Here is a 24,475-nt window from a genome sequence, read left to right on the forward strand (position 1 = left end):
AAACTATCGCTTGCTGGCGCCGTAGGTGGATGGTGGATAGAAATGGTCCGCGCAGGGTAGTTTCGGCGTGAACACACCCTGCGTGTTACTATCGCAACCCTATGGCCACAGTTCCTGCAACCATGCGCGCCGTGCAGATCCGCGCTTATGATGGCGCCCCGCAAAGCATCGGCGTGGCCGAAGTGCCTGTGCCCCGTCCCGGACCAGGCGAGGTGCTGGTGCGGGTATTTGCGTCGCCGGTGAATCCCTCTGACCTCATGTTTGTTCGCGGGATCTACGGCTTCAAGAAACCCCTGCCGGCCACCCCCGGATTCGAAGGCAGCGGCACCGTGGTGGAAGCTGGCGCCGGCCTGATGCCGCGATTCCTGAAAGGCAAGCGCGTGGCTTGCGCGGCCGCCGACGCGAAGACCCCGGGCGGCATGTGGGCGGAGTACCTGGTGACTTCAGCGCAGTTCTGCATTCCTCTGCGCAAGAACGTGGACATGGAACAAGGCGCCATGATGCTGGTGAATCCTCTCACCGCATGGGCGCTGGTGGATGAGGCGCGCAAGGGCGGTCATCGCGCGGCGGTGCAGACGGCCGCGGCCAGCGCGCTGGGAAAAATGATGGTGCGCCTGGCCAAGCGGTTTTCTCTTCCGCTCATCAACGTGGTGCGAAGGCCGGAACAAGTTGAGTTGCTGCGGCAATCCGGCGCGGAGCACGTGCTGGATAGTTCGGCCGCTGGTTTTGACGAACAACTTCATTCTCTGTGCCACAAACTGGGCGCGACCATTGGCTTTGACGCCGTAAGCGGCGAGCTGTCCGCGCGCGTGCTGCGCGCACAGCCACTCGGCGCGCGCTTGCTGGTTTACGGTGCTCTGTCTCTGGAAACATGCCAGACAGATCCTGCGTCGTTGATCTTTGAAGGCAAGCGGCTGGAAGGCTTCTGGCTCAGCGGCTGGCTGCGCAATAAAAATCTTGTGCAGAAATTCCGCGTTTCCAACCATGTGCAGGCGCTTCTTTCCACCGATCTCAAGAGCGAAGTGCAAGGACGCTTTCCTTTGCCAGATGTCGCGCGAGCGCTCGATCAGTACGCCAAAAGCATGAGCGCCGGCAAAGTGCTGATAAAGCCCTAGCGCTGGACCACGGCCATGTTTAGTCGCCCTGTGCCGATAGCGGAGCGCGAACTTCTTCTGCCAGCGAATCCCGCACCGGCCACGATCCGGTAACGCACGCCAGAAGATAAAGACCGCCAACCATGGCAAAGCCTGCGGCCAGGCTTCGCTTGTGCGCCACGGTCCCTACCAGAATCGAGAAGCCAAGTTGCAGGCAGGTCCCGGCGAAATAGAAAGTGTTCTGCACGCGTCCCATGAAATGTTTAGGCACCATTTCCATCATGGCCGTGGTAATGGCCACGCCGCCCAGCCCCCGGCAAGAGCCCATGACGCAATAAACGGCCACGGCGGCAATCAGTCCCAGCGTGACGGTAAACGCGGCGATTCTCACCGGCCGCTGCAGATGCGCGCCCAGGAAGGGAAGCGCGATCAGCGAGATCCCCAGAAGCGCCATGGTCACGCCAATAGCGCGGCGATGTCCTGTACCGTGCAACAACGCCGGAGTAAAAAACGCGCTGGTGCACGCGCCGATGGCCCATCCTGAATTCAACCAGCCATAGCCCACGGCGCCGGCCTGCAGGATGCGGTCACTGAACGGCGCCGTGATGATGCCTTGCGTCAACATGCCGCCGATGAACAACGCCCATGAAATTCCCAGCAGCAATAATCGCGGACGCAAACGAATGTAGGCGATGCCTTCCCGCAACTCGTGCACAAAGCGGGCGACCTCGCTCTCATGATGCACGTGCGGCGAAGCCACTGCCACCACGTGGCGTCCTTTGCGCACAAACAGGTAGCAAGTGAACGAGAGGCCGTACGTCACAAAATCAATGAACAATATGCCGCCCAGGCCGATGTGGTTGTACACGAACCCCACGATCGCACCGGCAATCAGCCATCCGCCCTGGAATCCGGCGAGAATAAAGCTGTTGGAGTGGGCCAGCTTGGAATCCGGCGTCAACTCCTGAATCAGCGCGTTGATGGTGGGCCAGAACATCCAGAATCCGGCAGCCACCAGGATGCTCATCAAATAAACTTCCCACAATCGCGCCACGCCGTTCCAGGCCATCACGGCAACAATCAGGACGACGATGCCACGCGCCGCGTCCAGCACCATGACCAGACGGCGGCGGTCTTCGCGATCAATCACCACGCCGGTAAACGGCAGCATGAGCAGCGCGGGAATGGTCTGCAGCATGAGCATGGTGCCCAGGGCCATTTCCGAATGCGTGGCCTGCAGAACATACCAGGTGACTCCGGCCGCGTTCAGGCCGCTGCCCAACATGGAGATCACGTTGGCCGCGAATATCAGCCGCAGTCCGCGATGCTGAAGGATGTTGCGCACGCCTACTCACTTTAGCATTTCGCGTTGGCGAGTGCAGATCGAAGGGCCGTCTAGACTATTAGGTGCTCACGCAGCGGCCAGAGATGGCACGTGTTTCTCTGCGGTTCGTTTGATGGCCCGTACCATACCACTGAATATCAGAAGGTGGATGGGGTAGAGAGCATACCAGTACGTTTCCCCCAAGAGCCCGCGTGGCTGAAACCATGCGCAGCAACGCAGCAGCGTTTTTCCCTGCGACTGGGGCAAGAGTTCGAACTGCAGCCAGGCACGTCCAGGAAGCTTCATTTCCGCCCGCAGCAGGATCGAGCGGTTAGGCAGGACCCGCTGGACGCGCCAGAAGTCCACATGGTCGCCCGCGCTCAATCGAGCAGCATGGGTTCGTCCTCTTGACATGCCGACCCCGCCGGCCAGTTTGTCAATCCAGCCACGAAGCCGCCACAGCGCGTTGGCATGGAACCATCCGTTATCTCCGCCTATCCTTTCCAGCAGCCGGAAGACTTGTTCAGGCGAAGCGTGAATCATGGTCTGGCGAACATCCCGCGTGAGGCCCTGGTCGCGGATGGCCCAATGCCCCTCCGCCTGGGGAAGCTGGAGTTCGGGAGCGGTGTCCGGTCCCGAGCGCTGCAAAGCCACTTTTAGAGCGGCCTCGTAAGACATCGGCCAGATGTTGGGGAACAAGGTAAAGGCAGTGCTACCGGTACACACTGCCTCGCTGCGCAGACCTTCAATCAATGGACGGGTTACCGCCGCAGGCACTGGAGTCACAAGGTCCAGCCAATAAGAAGAGAGCCTCGGCGTAAGTACTGGAACGCGGACGAGCCATCGCCGCAGCCCGCGCATCCGGGCGTAAGTGAGCATCATGCTGCGGTAGGTTTCCACGGTGGAGCCGCCGATTTCGATGATCTGGCCAGTTGACTTAGTTCGGTGGAGTGCGGAAACCAGATATCGCAAGACGTCATGCACGGCGATGGGCTGCGTGCGGGTAATGACCCAGCGTGGACAAATCATCACCGGCAGCCGTTCGGTTAGACAACGAATGATCTCGAAGGAAGTGCTTCCGTTGCCGACGATGATGCCGGCACGAAATTCGGTGAGAGGCGGGCCAAACCTGCGCAGCACCGCCCCTGTTTCCACACGGCTCTGCAAGTGAGCGGAAACCGCAGTCCCCGCGGCCACCAACCCGCCTAGATAAATGACCCGTTTCACACCGGCGGCAACTGCCGCAGTGGCAAAGTTATAAGCGGCGCGGCGGTCCCGTTCTTCGAATCCATGCTCTGCCCCGGACATGGAGTGGATAAGGTAGTACGCAACCTCAATCCCCTTCAGCGCCGCCGGCAAAGTGTCACGACGCAAAGGGTCAGCTTCGACGACTGTTAGGCGCTTGAGGACATCGGGGACGGGACGTGTGGTGTCGCGCACCATGCAGGTCACGTCGTGGCCGGACTTCACCAGCAGGGGTACAAGCTGACGTCCGATGTATCCGGTCGCGCCGGTAACAAGTATTCTCATTTCGCCCCCGCATTCAGTTGATAGATTTTTAAGTTGAGAAGAGCAAAAAAGGAGGACGAAAGTGTTCAATACAACTGCAGAGTTCCCGTGCACTAACGTCCTCCTCCCGGCTCATCCACCAGATCAAGTTCTCAGTCGTCAAACGCTTGACGTGAGCCCGTAAGCGGAGCCGGCCATCATCTTCACCGCTCCGGCCCCGCCCTCCCCCAAGGCAGGTCTTGCCTTAGCGGGAATGCGCCAGTTCCTGGCCCCAACGGCGCTGGATCGCCTTCCACTGAACCGCCTGATACACAGCGGCCAATCCGACCAGTACGTAGACCACGGAACTGAACGCCGAGGTTTCGCCAAAATGCATGCCGAAGATGGCAGCCACCAGGTCAAAATGGGCCACGCCAACCAGGAACCAATTCAAGCCGCCGATTACCAGCAGCAATGCCGCCACAATGTCTGTAGTTTTCATGTTCTCCTCTTTCAAAGTGTTTTTTGTCTGCTTGCTATGGATGATGGTTCTGCCCGGGCTAGTACTTGGGCAGAAGTACGGTGTCAATCACGTGGATTACTCCGTTCGACGTCTGGATGTCAGTGGTGATGACGCTGGCATCATTGATCTTTACCGATCCACCCACCGTGCTGATGTGGATCTCCTGTCCGTTGACGGTCGGCGTAGACGCCAGTTTGACCACGTCCTTGGCGGCAACCCGGGCCGCAACCACGTGGTAGGTAAGGATGGCGCGCAGCTTGTCCTTGTTTTCCGGCTTGAGCAGTTCTTCCAGGGTGCCTGCCGGCAGCTTGGCGAATGCCGCATCGGTGGGGGCGAACACCGTGAACGGGCCTTTGCCTTTCAGCGTGTCCACCAGGTCCGCGGCCTGCAGCGCCTTGGCCAGTGTGTTGAATGAACCTGCGGCGACCGCCGTGTCAACGATGTCTTTTTCCGCAGTTGTGCCGCTGGCTGCGTACGCCGTTGTGACGGAGAGAAGCATTGCCAGCCCGCTCAGAATTGTCATTGATTTCATCATTTGAAAAACTCCTTTTGTTCTTGCACTCGATCGTGCTGTGCTGGTATTAACTGTAAGTCAAAACTATTTTCCTTACGTGCACAATCGGGCGGCCCAGCAAGTTCATGTGCATGACAGGCAAAAAACCGGGGTTCTTTTAACTGGGAGGAAAAGCAGGCGAATGGACTATGGTCAACAAGACAATTTCTGAAGGTCTCATGCCTTACGGCCTGGGAGAAAAGCTTCGTGCCCTGCGACTGAAGAAAAGCATGGGACTGGTGGAGTTAGGCAGGCACACTAAACTTTCACCCGCCATGCTGTCAAAACTGGAGCGAGGCAAACTGTTCCCGACCTTGCCGACCCTGCTCCGCATTGCCATGGTGTTCAGCGTGGGGCTGGACTACTTCTTCACCGATGAGCGGAAACGCCACGTGGTGGCGGTCGTGCGCAAGAATGAACGGCTGCGTTTCCCGGAAAAGCCCGGCGGAGGCGCCAGCACTTACCACTTTGAAAGTCTTGACTTCAAGGCCACGGAGCGCAAACTGAGCGCCTTCTATGCGGACTTTGAGCTGGTGGCGCCGGAGAAGGTCCGCATGCACCAGCACGCGGGCGTTGAGTTTCTCTACGTACTGCGGGGGAAACTGGAAATCGTCATCGGTTCCGACGCGCAGCGGCTGGACGAGGGCGATTCCATCTACTTTGATTCTGGTGTGCGCCACAGTTATTGGCGCATGACCAAGCAGCGGTGCAGCGCGATCATTGTGACTACCCCGTGAAGCTGCAGTCCGCGATTCTGAAGGATGTTACGCACGTCTACTCACTTTAGCATCCTTCGGCGGGCGAATTGTTTGCTTGCTCCGGGGAACCCTAAGCTGGAATAATCTCCGGCACGTGTTCAGAGACATCTTCAAACATTTCCCGGAGTTGTCCCAAGCTGGGATCGTTGCCGCCGCGCTGGTCCTTCCCAGCGCGTCGCTGCAAACGGTCAAGCCCTACAACGCCTATCACGACGGGACGGACATCCTGTTTGCGCCCGAGGTCACCGGCTCGCGCCATCTGGCCAGCTTTGGGCCGTGGAATTTTGGCGAACGCCTGACCGAAGGCAAGCCCCTGGACAAGCGGCTTAACCTTTATATAGTGGTCCCCGGCGAGCAATATCATTCGGCCGCGCGCCCGGAATACGACCACACTCGCGTGGTCAACAAATACACGGTGGACGGCAAGCCTCGGGAGTGGGACATCTACTGGTGTTTCGTCCTTGATCCCAGCGTGTCCCCCGACCTGCGCAGCGAACGGGAATTGCTGATGGCCGCGGAACAAAGGTTCCGTCCGGCAGACCTCTTTGATATCCAGGACATTCCCGCCAACACCGCTCTGGCGGAAAAGCTGGGCATTGCCACGTTCGCCGATCTCAAGCGCTTTCGCCGCAAAGACGGCGCCTTGCCGCGAATCCTCATCGTGCCGGCGCACCTTGCCGTGCGCGGGAAAGCCCAGCGGCCGGAAATGGCGCCGCTGGCGAAGTAACGTGGCTGAAATTCTGCTGCGCAAAGCGAGATTCTGCTTGCGCGAAGCGAGGTGCTGCTCGCGCAAAGCGAGGTGCTGCTCGCGCAGAGTGAGGTTCGGCTTGCGCGAAGCAGCGCGGGTCAGTCAGCGATCTCCCGGACTTCCACTTCGTCAAAGATGGCGCGGACTTCCTCCCACACCACTTTTCTTGCATCGGCGGAGTCAGGCAGTCCATGCTGCAGCAGAAATTCCCGCATGTTCAGATATACGCTTCCCGAATTGTCGGCGTAGAACCCTGGAATCAAGAGAATGAGCTCCTTCTTTTTCTTTCTCATGGCGCGGCCTGTCTTCATGCTCGTCTTGAGGCCCTGAAAAGCCTCCGGCTGATTTGCGCCGGAAAGGTTCGCTCCCGTTTGAAGAGTAGTGCGTCGGGCGGCCTTTCCGTTTCATCTCAGAGCCGCGTTTTCGCTGCAAGTTCATTGCGATGGACCGCACGGGATATTGGGGTAGTGGGCTAATGCCGCGCTGCTTTCGCTTTCTTGGTTGTCCAGAGTCCGCGATGGTAGGCCGGATCCCGAACACATCAGCACATCTTATGTGGAAAGAAGTCACTTGAGTTTCCGTATGCACCTACGGAGATTTACGGGATTGACGAATGCTTTTTCAAAGAAGCTAGACAACCTGAAAGCTGTGGTTTGCCTCGGGTTTGGGTTCTACAACTTCTGCCGTGTTCACCAAACTCCGCGGGTCACTCCCGCAATGGAAGCGGGCTAATTGACCACGTTGGGAGCGTTGCCGAATTGCCAGGGGCGGCATAAAATTGCCGCCTTACTTCATGACTTTGAAGAACAAGGCGAGGAATGATGGCTCCGGCAGCCGCATCAGCAAAATGCATGTTCTCGTCTCTGATTCCTGCTTCCACAGTTGCTTGCGTAGTACCGAGATTGCCATATTTCGCTCCAATAAAAACCCGCCCTTCCGGCAGGAAAGTGCTCGATGTCGCAAAAACTTGCAACGGCCCTGTTGATTGTGTGGCTCGTTCTTCTCGTGCCTTGGTTCATGCTGGCTCCATGGGCGGCCATGGTCTTCGATGGCGGAGTGACTTGGAGCGCTTACCTAATTGTCTGGTCGATCTGGACCTATCCGTTGACTGTGATCGCCGGGGCGGCCCTGAGGAAGAAGGCCCCAGCATTCGTTCTGCTTCCTTTCCTGAACGTGCTGGGTCTGGTCATTGCCCGTTGATTTACTCATCCCGCGACCTCCCGCCGTGGCCCGCGACTGCCCGCGATTGGCAACGCAGCATTAGCCCACGACCGGATATCGGGAAATCGCAACGCTGCCGTGCTCTCCATTTATACTGTCACGTGCGTTTTGTTCCATAGGAGACAAGCTGCTTCCTTATATACACATTGGCAGGTTTTTTGATCTGCCCACCTTCGGCCTGTTCATGTGCCTGGCGTTCGTGGCCGCTTACTTCGCCCTGGACGCCGAAATCAAACGCCGCAAGCTCAGCCTGGATACCTACAGCGTCGTCGCTTACGTGGCGCTGGCCGGAATCCTGGGCGCCAAGCTGTGGCACATCATGGACACGCCGGCGGACCGTCCAACGCTGGACTTGCTCTTCAGTTGGCAGGTGTTCGGCTGGTTCCGCGGCGGCTTTGCCTGGTTCGGCGGGTTCGTCGCCGGCATCGCCACACTGCTGCTGATCGCCCGCCGCCATCGCGTCAACCTTCTTGCCATGCTCGATCTTTCCAGCTCCGCGGCGGCCATTGGTTACGCCGTGGGCCGCATCGGCTGCCTCGTCTCCGGCGACGGCGACTACGGCATTCCCACCAACGTGCCCTGGGGCATGGCGTTTCCCAACGGGCTGGCCCCGACCACGCAGGCCTGCGTGAACTGGAAAGACGCCGTGCATCCTCTGGGATGGCCGGCAGATTGCGCCGTTCATCCCACGCCGATCTACGAATTCCTGGCCGGCGTGCTCATCTTCTGGTACATCTGGCGGCGCGGCACGCGCGCGCTGCGGACTCCGCTCGGCCCGGGCGTGATCGTAGGCGAGTTCCTCATCCTCAGCGGCCTGGAACGTTTTCTCGTCGAGTTCATCCGCATCAACCCGCGTGTGATCTTCATTCCGATCGCGCCGCATGCGGCGCTGGGCATGAGCAACGCGCAGTTCACCGCGCTGCTGTCCATCGTCGCCGGAATCATCATTCTTCTTTTTGCGAGGTGGCGATTTCGCCGCGTTGACCCCGTCCACAAAGTCCTGGACCACGTAACCCAGCATGGAAACGAAGTAAAACCGGAATATCATCGCGCCACCCCGGAGTGTCCCCACCCGGAGCGCTGGAGAATGTTTGACACCATGACCGCTGAAGTTGAAGTCCTGGAATTCCTGCGTTGCCTGGTCACCACCGTCAAGCCCAACATCATTGTTGAAACCGGAACGTTTCTGGGCGTGAGCACCGTGTACATGGCGGAAGGCCTCAAGCAAAACGGCTTCGGCAAGATCATCACCTGCGAGCCTGACCCGGAAGTGTTTGCCAAAGCCAAAGAGAAGATCGCGGCCTCAGGCTTGTCCAAGTGGGTGGACTCCCGCCAGCAGTCTTCGCTGGAGATCAAGGTCAGCGGGACGATTGATATGCTGTTTTGCGATTCGGTGGTGGAGCTGCGCGAACAGGAAGTCCGCCACTTTCTTCCGCAGGTAAATCCCACGGGCCTGGTCCTGATGCACGACGCCAGTTCGCACCTCAAGACCGTGCGCGACGCGGCGCTCAAACTGGAACAGGAACAACTGATCTCCGTTGTCCTACTGCCGACGCCGCGCGGGTTAGTGATCGCACAGAAGAAGGAAGGACGGAAGTAAAGATTGAGTAAATGAGTAATTTGGTAATTGGGTAAATTTGGCACAGGGTTGTCCTACGGTTTTTGATCTGCCGCAAGCTCCTGTTATCCTTCCGCGCATGACTCTCTCAGTGTGCATCATTACTCTGAATGAGGAAGCCAACATCGTCCGCACGCTGGACAGCGTGAAAGGCATTGCGGACGAAATCATTGTGGTGGACTCCGGCAGCACGGACAAAACCGTGGCCCTGGCGCAGGCGCGCGGCGCGAAAGTCTTTACCGAGCCGTGGAAAGGATTCGCCGCGCAGAAAAATTCGTCGCTGGCCAAGGCGACCTGCGACTGGATTCTGTCGCTCGATGCCGACGAAGAAGTCAGCCCGGAACTCGCCCGGAGCATCAAGGCGTTGTTAACGACAAGTTCGCCTGCGGGGTTTGCCGGTTACAAGATGAATCGCCGCAACATGTACATGAAGCGCTGGATCAAGCACAGCGGCTACTATCCCGACCCCAAGCTGCGGCTGATCAAGCGCGGCGCGGCGGAATTTGAGTTGCGCGCCGTGCATGAAGACATGAAGATGGCCGGGCCGCTCGGCCACCTGGACGGCGACATGATTCACCACGCTTATCCCACGCTGGAAAGCTTCATCGAGCACGCTAACCGTTATTCAACTCTGGGCGCGCAGATGGTGGTGGAGAAGCGTCCGGTGGGCTTCAGCTTTATCAATATCGTTCTGCGTCCAATGGTGCGTTTTCTCTACAGCTACATTTTCCGTCTCGGCTTCCTCGACGGCCGCGAAGGCCTGCTGGTGCTGATGACCCACGCCGCGTACGTGAGCTGGAAGTATGCCAAGGCGTGGGAAATGTCAAAGAAGATTGGGTAAATGGGTAATTTGGTAATCGGGAAACTGTTCAGCACAAGCAAGCGCGGGCCCTTGGTTTCTGCTTGGCGGCTGCCAAACCACTGCGGCAAACTCCACGACATACCTAAAGAATTGTCATCTTGAGCGGAGCGCCGATACGCGCTTATTCGCTAACTGCGGTGACGGGCGCGAGTCGAAAGATCCCGAAGATGTTGGATCATCAAATGCAGCGGCGGGGCGTTCTCCCAAAGAGCGTCGAGAAAAACTCCTTCAACCTGCATGGCGGTAAAACCTTCCCGAGATTCTTCGACTCGCCCCTCGCTGCGTGCTCTCTACGCTGCGGCCTTTCTGGCGACACGCGCGGCTCTCGCCGGTGAACTGATCGCGGCCAGGGCTTTGCAGATTTCGCTGTCTTTCGCCGCTTTCATGCGTACGATGTCATCCAGAGAGAGGATGCCCACCACTTCATAGTTGCGGTCCACCACGGGAAGACGGCGCACCTTGGCCCGTCCCATACGCTTCAGGACCAGGTCCACTCTCTCCGCCGGCGTGCAAATGGTAAGTTCTCTGGACATGCAATCATCCACTGTTACGGATCCAGGGTCTTTGCCGGGGACGAGCACTTTGAGGCAAAGATCGCGGTCCGTGACCACTCCGACGAGCTTGGCATGCTGGCTGATCTTTTCCGTTACGGGAACGATGCCGACGTCAAAGCGCGACATCAACTCAGCGGCAACATAAATGGCGTCTTTGGGAAAACAGCATGCAGGCGCTCTGGTCATAATGTCCTGGACTTTCATACGGTAACCTCCTCAGGCGGCGGTCGCGGACCCGCGCCGCGTGTCGCCAACCTGCATTGATCATCGTCCGGGCCGAGAGGTTATGCTGTGCGCGCCGTTACAGGGAGGTGTGATAAAGAAGATTGCCAGAATTGCCAAAAGTGCATGGTGTGAAGACACTGTAGGAGCATGGTGATGGGAAGCATCCTCGGGGTCCTTCCACGCGCCCTCAGCCCGCCGGGGCGGGACTCAGGCTCGGTCAGGATGACAGGCGTTAAGATTCTTTGAGGCTGTACCCGACAACCGCCCCGAATTGACCTTCAGGACACTTGACAGGCGTGCGCACAGATGAACTTCTTCGCGCTTTTCTGAGCGAATAAAATACGGTACAATGCGAATACGGTACTTAGTATTTAGTAGTTGGCACTTGGCAAAATCCGCAAAATGCGGGCCGCGCCGCCCAGGCGGCGGGGAAATGGTCTTTGACAAAAAAAGCAATCAGCAGTCAGCATTCAGCTAAGGCAAAAGCACAAAACCCGTCGATTACCTCAAAGCAGGCAGAGAGCGTAAAGAATGAATGACTTAGAGCTGGATTTTACTGATGAGTAAACAGTTGGGTGACCGTTGGGTCGAATGGAATAAACCCTTTGCTTTTAACAACGGAAGCAGGGGAGGGGTGGGGTGGGGAGTAACAGATTGGTGATTACGAAATTGGTAATCGGGTGATTGAAAGGCAAGAGCCTACCGGATCATCGCTAAGATCGGAAAGGCAAAACCCTACCGCTGATCCACGGCAGGCCGGGACAGGTTAACACTATCGATGCTTACTTCGGCTTGGCCAGCGCGTCAGAGAGCAACTGGGCTTTCACCGCCAGGTTGTAGGCGCGCACCTGGTCGTTGTTCTTGGAGGCTTCGCGGCTCTGCGCGATGAATGCCTTGATCTGCGTGACCACGTCTTCTTCGTCCTTGGAGAGCTGGCGCTTGAGGCCGTTGAGATTGTTCTCCGCGGTTTGCAGGAGGTGGTCGGTGGCCGCCTGATCATGCGTCGCGTCGCTCTTCACCGGGCCGGGCGCAAGACTGGCCAGAGGCGCGGACGCGGAGTCCGGTTTCGCTGGAAGCGTGTTCCTGGCTTCCTGGGTTGCGGGAGTAGCCGTGGGCTTTTCCTGGGGAGTCGGCGTGGGCGCGGGCTTCTTGGCGACTGGACGCGGCTTGCGCGGCAGCGGTTTCTTGTCCGGCTTCTTCTGAGCGGTTTGCGCCTGCTCGGTTTGCGGGGTCTCTTGCGCCGGCTGGCCCGCGGTGGCGGACTGCGGCGGCGCCGGTTCCGGCGGAGCAGGCGTGGGAGAAGCTACTGGCGGAGGCGCTGTTGCCGTGGTCTGCGCCGGCTTCTTCTGGAAGCAGCCGCTGCACACCAGCAGCGCGAACACCAGCAGCGTGGACGTCGGCAGCCGGAACAATAGCAAACCAGGGCCCGGTTTGATACGAAGTGGCTTCATGTCTTGCTGACCGAATCCTCGGAAGGGACGCGGCGCGGTTGTTCCATTGTAGTGGATTCTGCCAGGGGAAAGCGCAGGTAAAAAGTGGTCCCATGGTCGGCGATGGAGGTGAACTCCAGCGAGCCGTGATGCAACTGCACCACGCGGTACGCCATGGCCAGGCCAATGCCGCTGCCGCCTTTTTTGGTGGTGAAATACAAGTTAAAAATCTTGTCGCGCAGGTCGGCCGGAATGCCGCTGCCGTGGTCGCGGATGGAAATCAACGCGCCTTCAGTTTCGCGGCGCGTGGTCACCCGCAGGGCGCCTCCATCCGGCATGGCTTGGACTCCATTGAGCACAATGTTCAGCACCGCCTGCTTGACCAGGTCAACGTCAACCCGCGCGGGCAGCGGGTCCTGGGAGGTCTTGCGTTCAATGCGCACGTCGTGCTGCGCCGCCGCGGGGGCGGCCAGGGCCACCACTTCATCCACCAGTTTGTGCAGGTCAATCTCCGTCAGCCGCAGGTCCACCGGACGGGTAAAGTCCACCAGGGTCTGCACCACGCGGTCCAGCCGCTGGATTTCACTGCCGATCACGTCCATGTGGCGGCGCGTGTCGGGATCAATGTCCTTCAATTTCTGGCGCAGGACTTCCAGGTGCACCACGATGGCGTTGATGGGATTTTTGACTTCATGGGCCACGCCGGAGGTGAGTCTTCCAATGGCCGCGAGGCGGCGCGACAACTCGATCTCATCTTCAATGCGGTGCACCGACTCAGAGTCGCGCAGCGTGAGCAGCGCGCCAATGCGTTCGCCGCGTTCCTCGATGAAGTCCAGTGACACCTGCACGATGTGGCCGTTCTTGGCTTCCACTTCTTCCTGGCCCACCGGCTGGTGGTTGTTGAAGGCATCCAGGACCATCCGGCCCAACGGCGATTCGGTGGAAAAAATCTGCGATGGATAGCTGCCCAGCATTTCTCCGCGCGCCCGGCCGACAAAGCGCTCCACCGACGCGCTGACCAGTACCGCGCGAAAGTCGCTGGTGAACAGCATGACGCCATCCTGCAGGTTGGCCATCATCTGGTCCAGGTTCTCTTTCAGGGCGGAGAAGACTTCCTTCACGTCGCGCACCTGGCGGCCCAGCCGTTCAATCTTGTGGGAGACCGCGCCGTATTCGTCCGAGCGCTGCGGCAGAGAGAGGGTGGGCTCGGCTTGGCCGGAGGTCAGCAAGTCCAGGCGGCGGCTGATGGCGCTTAGCGGACGCAGAGTGAGACTGGAAACCAGCACAGAGAGAAAGAGAGAAACCAGGATTGCGCCGCCCGATACCTGCAGCGCGCGTTTCATCTGCTTCTTCACTTCGTTCTGCAGCAGGATGGTGGAGACGGCGATCCTTACTTCGCCGAAGGGCGCGCCACCGCGTTGCAGAGGCATGGTGTAGTCGTAAAACTGGATCGGCCCGTTAATCATTCTGAGCTGGTCGCGAAAGTTGGCTTTCACCAGGGTAGAAAGGTCTTTGCGCCGCGAGATGGTCTTGCCCAACAGGGCTGGGTTGGAATGCGACAGCACGTAGCCATCGGTGTCAGTAATGGCAGCGTCATAGAAATCGGGCCGGTAGCTCAGCCACGATTCCAGCAGCGAGTTGACCGCCGTGTCGGTTTCCAGCAAGTCTTTCAACGCGGCGTTGACCTGTTCCGGGTCCTTCACGTTGATACGGGTGTCTCGCAGGTCCACCTGCAGGGCATTTTGCGCGGCGGCGACGACTTGGTACGCGGTGGCTTCCGCTTCTTTGTTGGTTTGCTCAATCCGCTGGTGGACCAGCTCGTAGATGTACACGCCCGCCATGGCGGCCACAATCACCACCACCATGCCAGTGATGGCGAACACCAGTTTGGTTTTCAGGCGCAAGGTGGGCATGCGGGTGTTTAGCTGGCGGCTTCGCTGGCCACGCCGGCGTTGCCATACTCCTTGAGTTTATTGTGCAACGTTTTCAGGCTGATGCCCAGAATTTCCGCGGCCCGGGTCTTATTGTTATTGGTCGCGGCCAGGGTCTTGAGGATCAGCATCTTTTCCGCTTCGCCCACGGTGGTGCCCACTTCCATGCGGATGCCGTCACCATCGCCGGTGGAAATCTTCAGGCTGCTGCTGCCAAAGTTGGGCGGAAGATGGCTCTGCTCCACCACGCTGCCCTGGCAGACGATGACCGCGCGTTCCAGCGTATTGCGCATCTCGCGCACGTTGCCCGGCCAGTTGTAGCTGGAGAAAATCTGCAGCACCGCGTCATTCACACCGGCCACGTTGCGATTGTGCTTGGCGTTCATGTCGTTCAGCAACGCTTCCACCAGTTGCGGGACGTCTTCTTTGTGCTCGCGCAGCGGCGGCATGTGGATGGTGAAGACGTTCAGGCGATAGTAGAGGTCGCCGCGCAATTCGCCCCGGGCCACAGCCTCCTCGGGTACCTTGTTGGTGGCGGCGAGCACGCGGACATCCACCGGAGTTTCCACTTTGCTGCCCAGGCGGCGCAATTTGCGCTCTTCCAGCACACGCAGAAGCTTGGCCTGCGTGGGCGCCGGCATTTCACCGATTTCATCCAGCAACAACGTGCCTTCTTCAGCCAGTTCAAAGCAACCAGCGCGGCGTTCCACCGCTCCGGTGAACGCGCCTTTCTCGTGGCCAAAAATCTCGCTTTCAATCAACGTTTCCGGAATGGCCGAGCAGTTGATGGCCACAAACGGCTTGTTTTTGCGCGGGCTAAGGTCGTGAATGGCCCGCGCCACCATTTCCTTCCCGGTGCCGCTTTCCCCGGTGATCAGTACGGACGCCGTGCTGGGGGCCACCATCTCCACCATGCGGAAGATTTCCTGCATGGCCTTGGACGAGCCGACCATATTCCCGAAGACTCCGGTGTCCCGCAGCTTGCGGCGCGTGGCTTCCAACTCGATCGTGGTGCCGCGCTGGCGCGCGGCGTTTTGCAGGATCTGCTTCAGCCGCGAAGGCTCCACCGGCTTTTGAATGAAGTCATAAGCGCCGGCCTTCATGGCGTCCACGGCGATGTCAATACTGCCTTGCGCGGTGAGCAGGACCACGGCAATCGGTTTCGGCTGCTCGGCCAGGCGCTGCAAGAGTTCGATGCCGTTCATGCGCGGCATCTTGTAGTCGGTGACCACGATTCCCGGCGACCACGCAGCCACTTTGTCCAGGCCTTCCAGTCCGTCTTTGGCCGTCTCTGTGCGGTAGCCCCAGGCTGTAATCAATTCCGCCAGCCCGGTCCGTTCGTTTTCTTCGTCCTCCACAACGAGGACTTTCTCCTGAGTACTCAAAGGTTCCCCTTTTTAGAAAGATTACACCAGTCCGGCGCTTTCCGGGCAGCCTGGAGCCGCCTTCGTACACCGCCGCACAGCGCCTTGGCAACCATCACTTCGCGCAAATTTTCCCGGGAAAAGCCGCTATTTAACAGGGTAGACTCTTTTGGGCGAATCTGCATCCTTGTAGAGACCAGCGACCCGGCCGCTCGAGCACCGGGATTTTCGCCAGGAGAACCCATATATGAAGATGAAAAGTCATTGGATGGTTGCCGCGGGCGTGGGGTTGATTGCCGTCAGCGCTTGGGCGCCGATGGCGAGCGCTTTCTCCACCGGAAATGCCCCCGCCCCGCCGCCGCCGGCGGTCGCCAGCCAGAGCGCGCCCGGCGCTTCCGCCGGGTTGAGCAACGGGACCGTTCTGCTGATACAACTTTCCAAGTCCGTGGACACAAAAAGCGCGAAAGCCGGCGACGAGGTGACCGCCAAACTGGTTTCTGACGTGAAGGCCGACGGCAAAGTCGTCCTGCACCAAGGCACAAAGCTGATCGGTCATGTGGCCCAGGCCCGAGCCCATACCAAGGAAACCCCAGGGTCCACGCTGACCATGGTCTTTGAAAAGGCCGTCGCCAAAGGCGGTGTTGAAACGGTCTTGAGCGTCAACATTCAGGCCGTAGGGGCGCCGCCGCTGCCCGCGATGTCCTCCAACATCAATCCGGATCTTGGCGTGCCGACTTCCATGGGAAGCCAGGGCAGCAGGGTCAGCACTGCGCCGCCCAGCGGGATGGGGCCAGCGTCCAGCGGACCCATGAGCAGACCGGCGGGCGGCGTGACCGACGGAGCGGTAAACACAGGTGTTTCCGCCAACGGCGTCCTCACCCCTTCGAGCAAAGGTGTCTTTGGCATTTCCGATGTCAGCCTTGCGGCCGCAACCGACGCGAGCCAGCCGCCCGTACTCCAATCCGCCGGCCACAACATTAAGCTGGAGAGCGGAACGCAGATACTTCTGGTGGTGAGCGCCAAATAGCACATTGAGAGCTCTTCCCTTGGCGGCCGGGCGCAAGGTCCTGGCCGCTTCTTGCTCTCCCGATGTCCGTCTGGAAGCCCACAACCACAACTTTCGCCATCCCATGCCAGGGCCAGCCGATACTACGAATCACCCTAGTCCTTGTTTTTTGTGGTTTATCTTGGCAACCGATTAGTGCACAATGTTGCACTAAAGTGTAGTGACATATCCGGGTGCTGCTTACTTGTGGGGTGCGATATGAGAAACTGCGCGATTGTCATCGTCATTGCCTTACTCTTCACCGTGGGCACAATCTGCCCAAAAATGACTCCTTCTGCCTCTGCCCAAACTCCGGTTGTGCCGGCAGCAGCCAAGCCTGCGGTTGCACCCAGCGTCGTCCTGCCGCCCGGCATCCACCTGGTGGCAGAGTTTGATGACACGCTCAATGCCAAAAAGCTGAAGCCCGGGAGCAAAGTAAAAGGGACTCTTACGCAAGACTTGATTCTTAAGGGCAAGATCGTGGCGCCGTCGGAATCCCGGCTGATCGGTCACGTCACCGAGGCCAAAGGCGCGACCGATGCAGATCCGTCGTCACGTTTGGGAATTGTCTTTGACAAGATTCTGCTCAAGCACCACCAGGAGCTGGATTTCGTCGGAGTCGTGCAGGCTTTAGCTCCTCCTGGCCAAAGGAAGTCGAAAGTGGATATGCCCAGCCAGATGCTGCCTCCGTCACTGATGGGCGGCGGCGGCAACGCCCAGGCGAACAGCACCATTACCCCTCCCGGCGGATCTCGCGGCAGCAACAACAACAACAATCGCACCACGTCATCGGGAAATACCGGAGCTTCTTCCATGGCGTCCATGCCGGTGTCCGCGCCGGTTAGGATCAAGAGTAATCCTGGCAGCAGCCCCGGAGATGCGGTAGCGACCGTGGAAGTGGGCGACGGGGCCAAACCGATCAGCGCTGGTTTGCCTCAAGGCGTTGTCGGGCTGCCGGGCTTAGCGCTCAGTGCCGGGCCTTCAGCCCTAACGCCGGGGCCGGTGATTCTGTCCAAATCAGGCAGTGTGAAGCTGGAATTCGGCACGCAGGTCCTGCTTAAAGTAAGCGGACCTCCGCCGCAGCAGGCCCAGGTCCACTAGCCGGCGTATGCTGATCAGTAAACCCTTTCTTTGACCAATCCCGTTGGCCTTGGGTAACTTGCTGGCAGAAAATGGCCGTGGCAATCTGCCAATAAGCCATAATTGTGGAGAAGTTCCCCTAGACCAATGCGACCCATGCGTTCTGGAATTTTTTGCAGCATCATTCTGTTGAGTTGGTTTTGGCTCGCCACTCCGGCGTCCGGCCAGTCATGGCTGCCGCTCGGTCCGGACGGAGGCACGGTCCGCAGTCTGGCCTTTGATCCCAGGAATCCAGAGCACATCTTTCTAGGCACCAGCGCCGGCCGGTTGTACCTCTCGGTGGACAACGGAGCCAGTTGGTCGCGCTACGCGCATTTAGGCAGCGCGTCGGAGATGGTGCTGGACCACATCATCATTGATCCTGCGAATCCCAGAAACATCTACGTGGCCGCATGGAATGCGCAGTCGCCCAACAGTGACGGCGACGTTTTTCGCAGCAAAGACGGCGGCAAGACCTGGGACCTTGTGGCCGATCTGCACGGCAAATCCATTCGCGCGCTGGCCATGGCGGCGTCGGACCCCAAAATCCTGGTCGCAGGAGCGCTCGACGGGATCTTCCGCAGCCGCGATGGCGGCGATAACTGGACACGCATCTCGCCTGAGCACCATGCCGAAATCAAGAACGTTGAGTCGGTGGCCGTTGATCCTGCCAATCCCGACATTATTTACGCCGGGACCTGGCACCTGCCCTGGAAGACCGATGACGGCGGCAAGACCTGGCACAGCATCAAAAAAGGCGTGATTGACGATTCCGACGTGTTCTCGATTGTGATTGACTCGCAGAACCCGGCCAGTCTTTACATCAGCGCGTGTTCGGGGATTTATCGCAGCGAATCGGCCGGCGAATTGTTTCGCAAGATCCAGGGAATTCCTTATTCCGCGCGGCGCACGCGCATGTTGCAAATGGACCCCACGGACCACAAGATTGTTTATGCCGGGACCACGGAAGGTTTGTGGAAGACCACCGACGGCGGAGCCACATGGAGGCGTACCACCGGCGCCAACCTGGTGATCAATGACGTGATGGTGGACCCCAAGCGTCCGGCGCACGTGCTCCTGGCCACCGACCGCAGCGGCGTGCTCTCCAGCGACGATGGTGGCTTTACGTTCACCGCGGTCAATCGCGGGTTTACCCATCGCCAGGTGGCGGCGCTGCTGGTGGACCGCCGCGACAAGTCCATCCTCTACGCCGGTCTGCTCAACGACAAAGAATATGGAGGAGTTTTCCTTTCGCGCGACGCCGGACAGACCTGGAGCCAGATCAGTGACGGACTGGATGGCCGCGACGTTCTGGTGCTTCGCCAGGCCATGGACAATTCTCTGGTCGCCGGCACCGACCGCGGGATTTTCCAGTTCACCAGCGACAACAAGCGATGGGTCCCTCGCAATACGCTGGTGGAAGAGAAGGCCGAAGTTGAGAAAGGAAATGCCCTGAAGCCGCGCTCCAAGCAGCCGGCTTCGGCTATTGCAAAGACGCCGCCAGTGACCAAGACGGTCATAAGCGAGCTGAACGCGCGCGTCAGCGGGCTGGAGCTTACCGGACAGAAGTGGTACGCCACAACTTCCACCGGGCTGCTGATGAGCGAGGACTCCGGACAAACCTGGCGCAAGCCGGAGATTGCCGTCAAGGGCCTCCACACACTGGCCGTCGCTGACCGCATGGTGGTGGCCACCAGCCGCAACGCGGTGGCCGTCTCCGTCAACGGCGGTGAAAGCTGGCTCACTCCCAAACCGCTGGAAGCCGAGTTTGTCATCAACTCGGTATCGCTGGATTCCACCGGCAACATCTGGCTGGCGGCGCGTGAAGGCGTGTTCCGCAGCAGCGACCTGGGCGATACTTGGAAGCGCATCTCGTCCCTGCGCCTCTCCAATGTCGTGAATGTTCAATTCGATGAAGAGAACCAGCGCATCCTGGCCACCGGCGCGGCTTCTTCCAACGTGTTTTCCAGTTCAGACAACGGACGCACCTGGGAGCCCATCAACTCCGGCTGGCTGCTGCGCACTGTCCGTTCTGCCGGGGCCAGATTGCTGGGAACCACTCCTTTCGACGGCGTGGTCCTTCAGCCGGAGCCGCCGGCGAGTTTGCAGCCCGTAGCCGGCAGTGGCACGCGCTAGCTGACGGTAGACCGCTTTGAACTCATACGAGGATCCAGGTGACCGACGCACCTCAAGCTGTGTCGTCCTGAGCGACCACGCGCGAGCAGAGCGAGTAAGTGGGAGTCGAAGGATCCCGAGAATGTTTGTCCTCACCATGCCGCGTCAGTGAGTTCTCATCAAGCACTCAGATTCAAACTCGTCAATTCTGTTGGCCTCGCTCATAGCCGCTTACCAACTCTGAATTCGCCGGACTGCAAAAGTAGCGCAGATCGAGTCGCCAATGTACATCCGGCGAGAGGGGCATTTTGAAGGCTGGCATGACGGTGATTAGGGACCGGATTTGGTAAAAAGTACACGCTGACCGTGCGTCAGCAATATGTAAGTTAATGAAAAAACACTGCTTACACTGGCAATCGTATTGCAACATCATTACCGGCAGTTCCCCCGCTGCCGGGAGTACGTATGAAGGGCTCAAGGATTTCCAAGTTCCTGCTGTTTCCGCTGTTGAGTGTTCTGGCGATTGCCGGTTGCAAAGGCGTTGAGGCGAACCAGCCCGCCGCCGGGGCGGACGCGTCCAGTTCGCAACAGTTGCCGTTCACTGGAAACAAGCCGCTGGTGGTCCCAGCGAATTCCACGATTTACATCCGCCTGCAGGAGCCTATTTCCAGCGCTACCGCGCGCGAAGGCCAAACCTTTAACGCCGTGCTGGACCAGCCGCTGGTGGTGGACAACCAGACCATTGCGCCGGAGGGCGCGGGAGTGACCGGGACGGTTCTGGCGGTGCGCGAATCGGGACGCCTGCACAACGCCGGCTACCTGCGGATCACATTGACGTCCATTACTCTGAACGGCAAGCCAACACCGCTGCAGACCAACAGCGTGTTCATGGGTGGCGACCGGAAACACAACATCGCCATCATGAGCAGCGGCAAAGGCGGGGTCCGTTTGCTGGACGCGTTGGCCGGCAGCAAGAGCGTGACCGTCAGCAAAGCGGACGGAACTCCCGGAAGCGGCGGCAAGAAGCAAGTAGGTTTTGCGGCGGACGATCGCCTGGGTTTCCGGCTGACCCAGCCGCTAAGCATTAGTTAGGCTTGCTTACGCTGCCGCAGGGCCCTTGGCTTTGGTAATGGTCTTGGCTGGCGCTGTCAGCGTGGCCCTGAGGATGCGGTTTCTTTCCCGCTTTTTCGCTTGCGTCCGATTGCGTGAGTTCTCCCGTGCATTGAGCTTTGGCATTCGCAGGACTCCATTCTTTCTCATCTTTGATCCTACGCTGTTGCAGGGGTGCGTGCCGGTAATTCGGGATTTTTGACTGCGGCAGGCCGGGGTGAGATCGTGGTAAGCCAACGCCAGCGCATCCGGCGTGTCGGCATCGTCCGAACACCATGGCCCACGCGCCTTTCTTGAAATCCTTGGTTTTGACCAGCTTCGCCGGCGTCCCCCATACCGGCGCCACCTGCCTGTCTACATAGGTCTGCATTGCGGCGATCAACTTGTCAAAGTCAACGTCCAAGGCAGGAGTGGGGCAGGCGGTATCGCCTGCCCTCCCCTTGCGGATGCCCGCGTTTGACCAACTACTTACCCAGAAGCGGATTGATGTGTTTCTTGGCGACCTTGGCGGTCTCAAGTGCGGCTGGTACCCCTGCACGGTGGCCCCCGAAGCAGCCTTTGATTCCTCCTGCTGCTTCGTATCCCTGGATTCCTGCCATCCAACTGCCGCTAAGGTTGGCCGCATAAACCAAGTTCGGAGTGTCGTTGAAAGTCCATGTAACGAGTCCTTCAACCTGGAACCACCGTCCACTGTGTACGAACGGGGCGGGCGAAGTCCAAGTGCCGTCCGCATTGAAGGTCTGATTGAACGAACCGGTGATGCTGCCGTCGCATCCCCAATCCGTAGTTAATGACCAAGAGCCAACAACGTTTGCCATAATTTCTTCCTTTCTTGTTCTATTGTGACCCACCTCCGGTTTCCGTTGCAGCGTGAGCAGCAAGAATTGCAGGTCGCGTAAACCTGAGATTCCCGTTTTGAACTACTGCCAAAATCGCCGGAATTGAACACCCAACGCCAAGGATGGCTGAGGTCTGCGCTTTCTTGTGGTGGATGGGGCCCCCTGCGTCGCGCGCGGCACTGAGTAGAGCGCTACTCTGACGTAAGACAGAGAACCAGCCAAAGATGGGCCACGCGCCTGGGCCACCTACGCTGTTGCAGGGATGGCTGGCAATGTTGCAAACTTTATTTGAAAAGGCTGCCAAAGCACGCTAAACTCTGGGCGATGAGCGCCAGCCACGCCAAATCGCTGTTTTTCGTGCTGATTGTGCTGGTGGCACTCTTGTTCTTTTTCCCTTCGTCCGATGGCGGCTTCCAGTCCAGGAACGGCCCCACCACTCCGGTCAATAGCTTGCGTCTCGCCTTGGCTGGTCTTTTTCTCTTGCTCGCCGCCGGAAGGATTACAGCTTCTTGCTTACGACCAAGTCATCTGGTCCTGGCAGATTTGTTCTCGGCCCTGCTCCGCCCCCCTGACGCCGTGACCAGCGGCATCTCCCTCCGCTGCTGATTTCTTTCTCCTTGTGGTCCACGCCGGCGCGTTCCTACGCCGGAATTTGACCTTTTTTTCTTTCGCGAGCTCTTTTTTCGCGAACAAGGAGGATTCCACCGTGTCGAACAACGGTCATGTGAATGGCAAGTCTAGAAAGTCCATACGCGCCCTGAGAATTGTGGGGCGGCAAAAGAACTTGCTGTTGATTCAAGTTGAAGGAAAGCTGGTTCGCATCTCGGGCCAGCGTCTTCGCCTAAAAGGAAAGCCGCGTTACCATGTGCCGCCTGACTGCGATCCCACGATGTGGTAGCTTTTCACGGTTGCACGAAACGTGCTTCTGGCAAGATTCTGGGGGGAGTGGTTGCAGGTAATCGCTCCTTCCTTCTTCGCTTTCCCTTACACTACCGGACCCCTTCAATCGTCGGCGGTTGCGGAGTTCCTTCGGCTTTCAAGTCGCGCAGTAGCCGGTCAAAGGCTTTCTTGTATTTGTCATGGTTCTTCCAATCGCGGAAGTCGCCGATGTCCTTATGTTTGTTCAACCGGGCCAATGGGCTTGTTCAGGGCGGCAACAAGTTTGTTGAGGGCATTCTGATAGGCGTTTGGATTTCTCCAATGCCGAAAATCTCCGACTACTTTGCTCAACACATCTGCCTTGCGAGGGTGATCCCATTTTCCAAGAAGATAATCATCAATTCTGATGGGAAACAGGACGCTCCTTTTCTCTTTGTCCTCACGCTGTAGGGCGCGCTCAATTTCACGGATGACCGGTTCGCTCTGAAGCGAGTTTTCGGAGCAAACTACCACTAACTTGTCATACGTCTTGATTGAGCTATCAATCTCACCCCAGATAGACTCGCCCCATTTGGCATCCTCGGGGAAATACCAACATCGAACCCCACTTGACCTGAGGCCTTGATTGATTTTGGCTGCAAAATCTGCATCTTTGCTGGAGTGGCTGATGAAACAGGAGTAGAACTCGATTCCTGACCACGTAAGAGATTTTATGTATGAGAGGAAATGTTCGGGTACACCGACACCACGCAGGAAATCTCTTGGAATGTTACCTCCTGAAAGGAATAGGGTATCCAAGCCAATACTTGAGGGAGTCTCGTGCTTAACTGTCTCAAGACCAATGACACCGCTCAGATCCAGGGCTGACAGCAATGTGTATCCCATGGTACTGTCGGTTACGTCTGCTCCTTGGAGAATCGAACCGCTGAGATTTGCACCTCGAAGATCCGAGTTGCGTAAGTTGGCTCTCAGAAGACTCGTTCCGGCTAGATTCGATGATGTGAGGTAGGAATCGCTGAAGTCGGCATCAATCAGGCTGGCCATTGCAAGATTGGCGAGCGTGAGATTTGCGTGCCTCAGTTTGGCGCCACGTAGCCCCGCTTTTATCAGATTTGCTTCATGAAAATAGGAGTTTTCGAGATCAGCTTCAACGAAGCTCGCATTTTTGCAGTTTGCATATCCAAATCTAGCTGCGGAAAGATTTGCTCTCCCAAACTTGGCATTGTGGAGGTCTGCGCAAGTGAAGATTGCCCGTCTCACCTGTGCCTCACTCAGGTTTGCTTCGCTGAGGTCTGCCTGGGCCATATTTGCGTCGTCTAGGTTGGCATTGATCAGATTTGCGAAGCTAAAATCTGCCCCGCTTAAATCCGTCGGGGCTCCAGGATTGTGGTTTTTCCATTCGTTCCAAGCCTCTACACCTCGCTCTTGCAGAATTCTGATCAGCGCTTCATCTGCCATAATTTGCTTTCGTGTTATTCAGTCCAGCAACATGGATTGTAGCAAGTGGCAAGAAGCGCGGTTGCCCAGTTCCATTGCGGCGCTAAGAGCGGTATTCGACGATCCGTCCCCTGCGCTTTCCTGCGCGCGCACCTTCGGCACAAAGGGATTTTGGATCAATGTACTCTTTCCTTCTTGCTAAGGCGAATAAAATAAGGTATTATGTTGAGATTTTCGT

General features: G+C 58.4%; 21 protein-coding genes and 1 pseudogene. 10 read left to right on the top strand and 12 right to left on the bottom strand.

Annotation, left to right across the window (positions count from 1 at the left end; all coding sequences use genetic code 11):
- Positions 1 to 101: 101 nt before the first annotated feature.
- Positions 102 to 1,115, top strand: coding sequence for a zinc-binding dehydrogenase (locus LAO20_07605; GenBank protein ID MBZ5531280.1), 1,014 nt, complete (start codon positions 102 to 104; stop codon positions 1,113 to 1,115).
- 19 nt (positions 1,116 to 1,134) lie between these two features.
- On the opposite strand, the gene LAO20_07610 is transcribed toward LAO20_07605, so the two are convergent.
- The 4 genes from LAO20_07610 to LAO20_07625 form a co-directional block, all read right to left on the bottom strand.
- Positions 1,135 to 2,439, bottom strand: a complete 1,305-nt coding sequence (locus tag LAO20_07610) for an MFS transporter (protein MBZ5531281.1) — start codon at positions 2,437 to 2,439, stop codon at positions 1,135 to 1,137.
- A gap of 66 nt (positions 2,440 to 2,505) precedes the next feature.
- A complete protein-coding gene (locus LAO20_07615; protein MBZ5531282.1) occupies positions 2,506 to 3,948 on the bottom strand; it encodes an SDR family oxidoreductase in 1,443 nt (480 codons plus the stop codon).
- Between the two features lie 223 nt (positions 3,949 to 4,171).
- Positions 4,172 to 4,408, bottom strand: a complete 237-nt coding sequence (locus tag LAO20_07620) for a DUF378 domain-containing protein (protein ID MBZ5531283.1) — start codon at positions 4,406 to 4,408, stop codon at positions 4,172 to 4,174.
- 58 nt (positions 4,409 to 4,466) lie between these two features.
- Positions 4,467 to 4,961: a fasciclin domain-containing protein gene (locus LAO20_07625; GenBank protein ID MBZ5531284.1), complete on the bottom strand. Its 495-nt coding sequence runs from the start codon at positions 4,959 to 4,961 to the stop codon at positions 4,467 to 4,469.
- A 170-nt stretch (positions 4,962 to 5,131) separates the two neighbouring features.
- Between LAO20_07625 and LAO20_07630 the strand changes: the two genes are divergently transcribed.
- Positions 5,132 to 5,719, top strand: coding sequence for an XRE family transcriptional regulator (locus LAO20_07630; protein MBZ5531285.1), 588 nt, complete (start codon positions 5,132 to 5,134; stop codon positions 5,717 to 5,719).
- Positions 5,720 to 5,834: 115 nt separating this feature from the next.
- Positions 5,835 to 6,467, top strand: coding sequence for a hypothetical protein (locus tag LAO20_07635; GenBank protein ID MBZ5531286.1), 633 nt, complete (start codon positions 5,835 to 5,837; stop codon positions 6,465 to 6,467).
- Positions 6,468 to 6,586: 119 nt separating this feature from the next.
- On the opposite strand, the gene LAO20_07640 is transcribed toward LAO20_07635, so the two are convergent.
- Positions 6,587 to 6,781, bottom strand: a complete 195-nt coding sequence (locus tag LAO20_07640; GenBank protein MBZ5531287.1) for a hypothetical protein — start codon at positions 6,779 to 6,781, stop codon at positions 6,587 to 6,589.
- Between the two features lie 661 nt (positions 6,782 to 7,442).
- Here LAO20_07640 and LAO20_07645 point away from each other — a divergent pair.
- From LAO20_07645 to LAO20_07655, 3 genes and pseudogenes are all read left to right on the top strand, one after another.
- Positions 7,443 to 7,688 carry a hypothetical protein gene (locus LAO20_07645; protein MBZ5531288.1) on the top strand — a complete coding sequence of 82 codons (246 nt, stop codon included), beginning with the start codon at positions 7,443 to 7,445 and terminating at the stop codon, positions 7,686 to 7,688.
- A gap of 148 nt (positions 7,689 to 7,836) precedes the next feature.
- Positions 7,837 to 8,673, top strand: a pseudogene (locus LAO20_07650) (prolipoprotein diacylglyceryl transferase).
- Between the two features lie 733 nt (positions 8,674 to 9,406).
- Complete coding sequence (locus LAO20_07655) at positions 9,407 to 10,168, top strand: glycosyltransferase family 2 protein (protein ID MBZ5531289.1); 762 nt, start codon at positions 9,407 to 9,409, stop codon at positions 10,166 to 10,168.
- 311 nt (positions 10,169 to 10,479) lie between these two features.
- On the opposite strand, the gene LAO20_07660 is transcribed toward LAO20_07655, so the two are convergent.
- The 4 genes from LAO20_07660 to LAO20_07675 all read right to left on the bottom strand — a co-directional run bounded on the left by LAO20_07660 (position 10,480) and on the right by LAO20_07675 (position 15,714).
- The gene (locus LAO20_07660; GenBank protein MBZ5531290.1) at positions 10,480 to 10,947 is read right to left on the bottom strand and encodes a CBS domain-containing protein; all 468 of its coding nucleotides are present in this window, start codon (positions 10,945 to 10,947) and stop codon (positions 10,480 to 10,482) included.
- A gap of 803 nt (positions 10,948 to 11,750) precedes the next feature.
- A complete protein-coding gene (locus LAO20_07665) occupies positions 11,751 to 12,419 on the bottom strand; it encodes a hypothetical protein (protein ID MBZ5531291.1) in 669 nt (222 codons plus the stop codon).
- The gene (locus LAO20_07670; protein ID MBZ5531292.1) at positions 12,416 to 14,311 is read right to left on the bottom strand and encodes a PAS domain-containing sensor histidine kinase; all 1,896 of its coding nucleotides are present in this window, start codon (positions 14,309 to 14,311) and stop codon (positions 12,416 to 12,418) included. The genes LAO20_07665 and LAO20_07670 overlap by 4 nt, the downstream gene beginning before the upstream one ends.
- A gap of 8 nt (positions 14,312 to 14,319) precedes the next feature.
- Positions 14,320 to 15,714 (bottom strand): sigma-54 dependent transcriptional regulator, encoded by a 1,395-nt coding sequence (locus LAO20_07675; GenBank protein ID MBZ5531293.1) that lies wholly within the window; start codon positions 15,712 to 15,714, stop codon positions 14,320 to 14,322.
- A 226-nt stretch (positions 15,715 to 15,940) separates the two neighbouring features.
- On the opposite strand from LAO20_07675, the gene LAO20_07680 reads away from it, so the two are divergent.
- The 4 genes from LAO20_07680 to LAO20_07695 all read left to right on the top strand — a co-directional run bounded on the left by LAO20_07680 (position 15,941) and on the right by LAO20_07695 (position 21,064).
- Complete coding sequence (locus LAO20_07680) at positions 15,941 to 16,720, top strand: hypothetical protein (GenBank protein MBZ5531294.1); 780 nt, start codon at positions 15,941 to 15,943, stop codon at positions 16,718 to 16,720.
- A 237-nt stretch (positions 16,721 to 16,957) separates the two neighbouring features.
- Positions 16,958 to 17,839: a hypothetical protein gene (locus tag LAO20_07685; protein MBZ5531295.1), complete on the top strand. Its 882-nt coding sequence runs from the start codon at positions 16,958 to 16,960 to the stop codon at positions 17,837 to 17,839.
- Positions 17,840 to 18,007: 168 nt separating this feature from the next.
- Positions 18,008 to 19,993, top strand: coding sequence for a transcriptional regulator (locus LAO20_07690; protein ID MBZ5531296.1), 1,986 nt, complete (start codon positions 18,008 to 18,010; stop codon positions 19,991 to 19,993).
- Between the two features lie 444 nt (positions 19,994 to 20,437).
- Positions 20,438 to 21,064, top strand: coding sequence for a hypothetical protein (locus LAO20_07695; protein MBZ5531297.1), 627 nt, complete (start codon positions 20,438 to 20,440; stop codon positions 21,062 to 21,064).
- A gap of 482 nt (positions 21,065 to 21,546) precedes the next feature.
- Here the strand turns inward: LAO20_07695 and LAO20_07700 are convergent, their stop codons facing one another.
- The 3 genes from LAO20_07700 to LAO20_07710 all read right to left on the bottom strand — a co-directional run bounded on the left by LAO20_07700 (position 21,547) and on the right by LAO20_07710 (position 24,258).
- Positions 21,547 to 21,900 carry a hypothetical protein gene (locus tag LAO20_07700; GenBank protein ID MBZ5531298.1) on the bottom strand — a complete coding sequence of 118 codons (354 nt, stop codon included), beginning with the start codon at positions 21,898 to 21,900 and terminating at the stop codon, positions 21,547 to 21,549.
- A 1,010-nt stretch (positions 21,901 to 22,910) separates the two neighbouring features.
- A complete protein-coding gene (locus LAO20_07705; GenBank protein MBZ5531299.1) occupies positions 22,911 to 23,048 on the bottom strand; it encodes a hypothetical protein in 138 nt (45 codons plus the stop codon).
- Positions 23,035 to 24,258: a toll/interleukin-1 receptor domain-containing protein gene (locus tag LAO20_07710; protein ID MBZ5531300.1), complete on the bottom strand. Its 1,224-nt coding sequence runs from the start codon at positions 24,256 to 24,258 to the stop codon at positions 23,035 to 23,037. The genes LAO20_07705 and LAO20_07710 overlap by 14 nt, the downstream gene beginning before the upstream one ends.
- Positions 24,259 to 24,475: the final 217 nt, after the last annotated feature.

It is taken from the genome of Terriglobia bacterium (assembly GCA_020072815.1).
GTDB lineage: Bacteria > Acidobacteriota > Terriglobia > Terriglobales > Acidobacteriaceae > Angelobacter.